This window comes from Bacillus sp. SRB_8 (genome assembly GCF_003264205.1).
GTDB classification, from domain to species: domain Bacteria; phylum Bacillota; class Bacilli; order Bacillales; family Bacillaceae_G; genus Bacillus_A; species Bacillus_A mycoides.
Map to the genome: position 1 here is coordinate 11,556 of NZ_NADT01000037.1, position 2,204 is coordinate 13,759.

The 2,204-nt window shown below is 31.7% G+C and carries 4 protein-coding genes and 1 pseudogene; 1 reads left to right on the plus strand and 4 read right to left on the minus strand.

Annotated elements, in window-relative coordinates; translation table 11 throughout:
- A pseudogene (locus B5P40_RS34450) lies at window positions 1-80 on the plus strand (IS6 family transposase); the annotation flags it as partial.
- Between the two features lie 24 nt (window positions 81-104).
- Here the strand turns inward: B5P40_RS34450 and B5P40_RS25730 are convergent.
- The 4 genes from B5P40_RS25730 to B5P40_RS25745 form a co-directional block, all read right to left on the minus strand.
- Window positions 105-416 (minus strand): hypothetical protein, encoded by a 312-nt coding sequence (locus B5P40_RS25730; RefSeq protein WP_258402186.1) that lies wholly within the window; start codon window positions 414-416, stop codon window positions 105-107.
- Window positions 416-598 (minus strand): hypothetical protein, encoded by a 183-nt coding sequence (locus B5P40_RS33785; protein WP_258402187.1) that lies wholly within the window; start codon window positions 596-598, stop codon window positions 416-418. The genes B5P40_RS25730 and B5P40_RS33785 overlap by 1 nt, the downstream gene beginning before the upstream one ends.
- Window positions 599-1,239: 641 nt before the next feature.
- Complete coding sequence (locus tag B5P40_RS25740) at window positions 1,240-1,608, minus strand: hypothetical protein (protein WP_113710135.1); 369 nt, start codon at window positions 1,606-1,608, stop codon at window positions 1,240-1,242.
- Window positions 1,609-1,631: 23 nt separating this feature from the next.
- Window positions 1,632-2,204 (minus strand): CdiA family toxin C-terminal domain-containing protein (locus B5P40_RS25745; protein ID WP_258402188.1); only part of this gene is annotated, 573 nt, incomplete at its 5' end.

Here is a 2,204-nt window from a genome sequence, read left to right on the forward strand (position 1 = left end):
AAGGACAAACCTCTCAAGGGGGGAAGTCTGTCCAAAATCAAGTGAACCTCATTCATCAACTATTCGGTATTCCAGTATAAAAGTGGATTCCGTTAGGAATCTCTTCACTTCTTTATATCTTCAAAAAATGTTTGCACCAGAACCATAATTTCTAATAATTCTTCCAATCCTTTAGGCTTTTCATTTTCTGACATTGCGTAATAAATACCCCAAACTTCACTCATTTCTAATTCTCTGATATCTTTCCAATTATACTCATCCTCGCCAAAAATCTCATCATAAGCTAAATGCTCTGCTTTTTTTATATCATTAATAATAACAATCTTATTGGAAATATTATTAGTAGGTTCGCTCTGGAAATTTTTCGAGAACTGAATTACCTCTTCAACTAAATTATTAAATACACCATAGTTCATTACTTATTATACCACCTTTCCCAAAGGTCAATTGTTGCCCCTCCTACTCTTTTCCATACAGGGGTCGCAATCTCTTTTTCCGCATTCGTGATTTTTGTATCCATTTCATAAATGCCTTTTGCCAACGTATCTTGCGCAAAGAAAGCTTGAAGTTGCAGATCAGTATAAGATAAACTACTCATTTCCTTTGCCATTTGAACTTGTTTGTTTAGGGTATTGAGAATGTCTTCCGCATTGTTTTTTTCTTTTTTGCTTTTGAATTGTATCCTTTAGTTCTTTGCTGGTGGCAACCAGTTTTTCATCGAAGTGGCTTTTCGGCATACTCGGTGAAATTAAATCAGCCGCAGCCTTGAATCCAGATTTTCTCTAACTAGTTTTACGTTTGTATATGATCATATCTGTTTTTCTTACTATATTCAGATACATTATTATTAATCCTCCCAGCTTTTTCACATAAAAATAGAACCAACGCTCCTTTCATTAGAGACATTGGTTCTATTCTTAGTTATAATATAAATCTATTTCTTTTTTTCATTACATCTTTAATTTAGAGCAAAAGGTGATTAAGTGGCAGAGTATTTTAAAACTATTTTTTAGTTTCATCAACTTTAAATCACTTTTTAATTTTATCTACCATTCTGCCCCCTTTCCCCCTACTCACTGCTTAATTATGCAGTAAGTATTGAATCTTTCCAGTTTATTTAGAAATATTCAATTCAAAGTATTTATGCATTTGGACTCAATTTTTAGTATATTGTAGTTAGCTTAATTAAAATTTTGCATTGAGATTTCTAACTTTAATATTTTTAATCTAAACTAAAAACTATCCAATTAAACTCCTTGCTTTTTCGAGTTCCCTTAAGATTTCTTCTTTTTCTGACTCCTCAAATCTAGAAATCTTCTCTTCTAAGCCATACTCTATTACTTTAAAAAACTCTTTATATTTTAAACATGATATCTCTTCTGGGTAACCGGGAAATTCCATGCTTAATACAACCTCATCCACCTCACATCTTTCAGAATCACCATCATCATAGGTACTGTAAGTAGCTATCATACAAACATCATCAAAAATAACTTCTTCTTTTGTTAAAATTACATTTATACATTTTATTATTCTTGATTTATTAATAAAAATCCCTCTAATAAAATTCTTATTCCATTCATCATCCATAATCTTTTTCTCGTTCATAAACATTCTCCTAACGATATATCTTAATCAAAACTTGTTACTGGGTGGAAGTTTGTAATTTCTCCATTCCTAAAATACCCCATAAACTTTATTCCATTTGATGCTTCACCACAAATCAAGTACCCTTCTAAATATCCATTTGTCATTGCTTCCAAGCCCCACTGATACATTTCCTCATTACTATATTTTGAAGGATCATAAACTGTTTTAGGAGATTTTATGATCTTATATTCATCTAAGAACCCTTCTTTTCCATCACCTTTTGGTATTTTGTATTCTATAGTTTGTAATCCTGGAAAATCTTTATCATATACAATATTCTTAGGATCTATCATATTGTTGATATCTTTACCCGTAGACTTTAGTTTGTTATAAAATTCATCAGAATTATGTGTTCCTAAAACTCCCTTTTTACCACTAATTGGTTTATTTTCAGCAATTAGGTGTGTTTTTGCATTAGGTGAAATTGTATGTGTAATTTCACTCATTGGTTTTCCTAATTTCCAACTAGCTTTACCTGACCCCTCTGCAGGAAGTTTCTCCCCAGATAATCGGTTCGCATTTTGCGCTTGCTCCTTAGTTTCACTCTTAGCAAC